Genomic DNA, 224 nt, shown 5'->3' on the forward strand with positions numbered 1-224 from the left:
CCGCCTGTGGCGCCGCCGGCAACGGCACCGAGCGCGGTCGATGCGAGCCATCCGGCCGCCACGACCGGACCCAGGCCGGGGATAGCCAACAAACCAAGGCCCGCGAGCAAGCCGGCAGCGCCACCAAGACCTGCGCCGACGCCCGCTCCCGTGGCTGCGCCTTCCGCCCGATCGTCCACCCCATCGCGATCGCGATCGACCTTCTTGTCGGTGCTGTACCAGTT

Annotated in this window: 1 pseudogene; it reads right to left on the reverse strand. The window is 71.4% G+C overall.

Going from position 1 to position 224, the window contains the following annotated elements:
- A pseudogene (locus QJT78_RS52660) lies at positions 1-224 on the reverse strand (hypothetical protein); the annotation flags it as partial.

Origin of the sequence: Bradyrhizobium sp. Mp27, assembly GCF_029953005.1 — a bacterium.
Classification (GTDB): Bacteria; Pseudomonadota; Alphaproteobacteria; order Rhizobiales; family Xanthobacteraceae; genus Bradyrhizobium; species Bradyrhizobium barranii.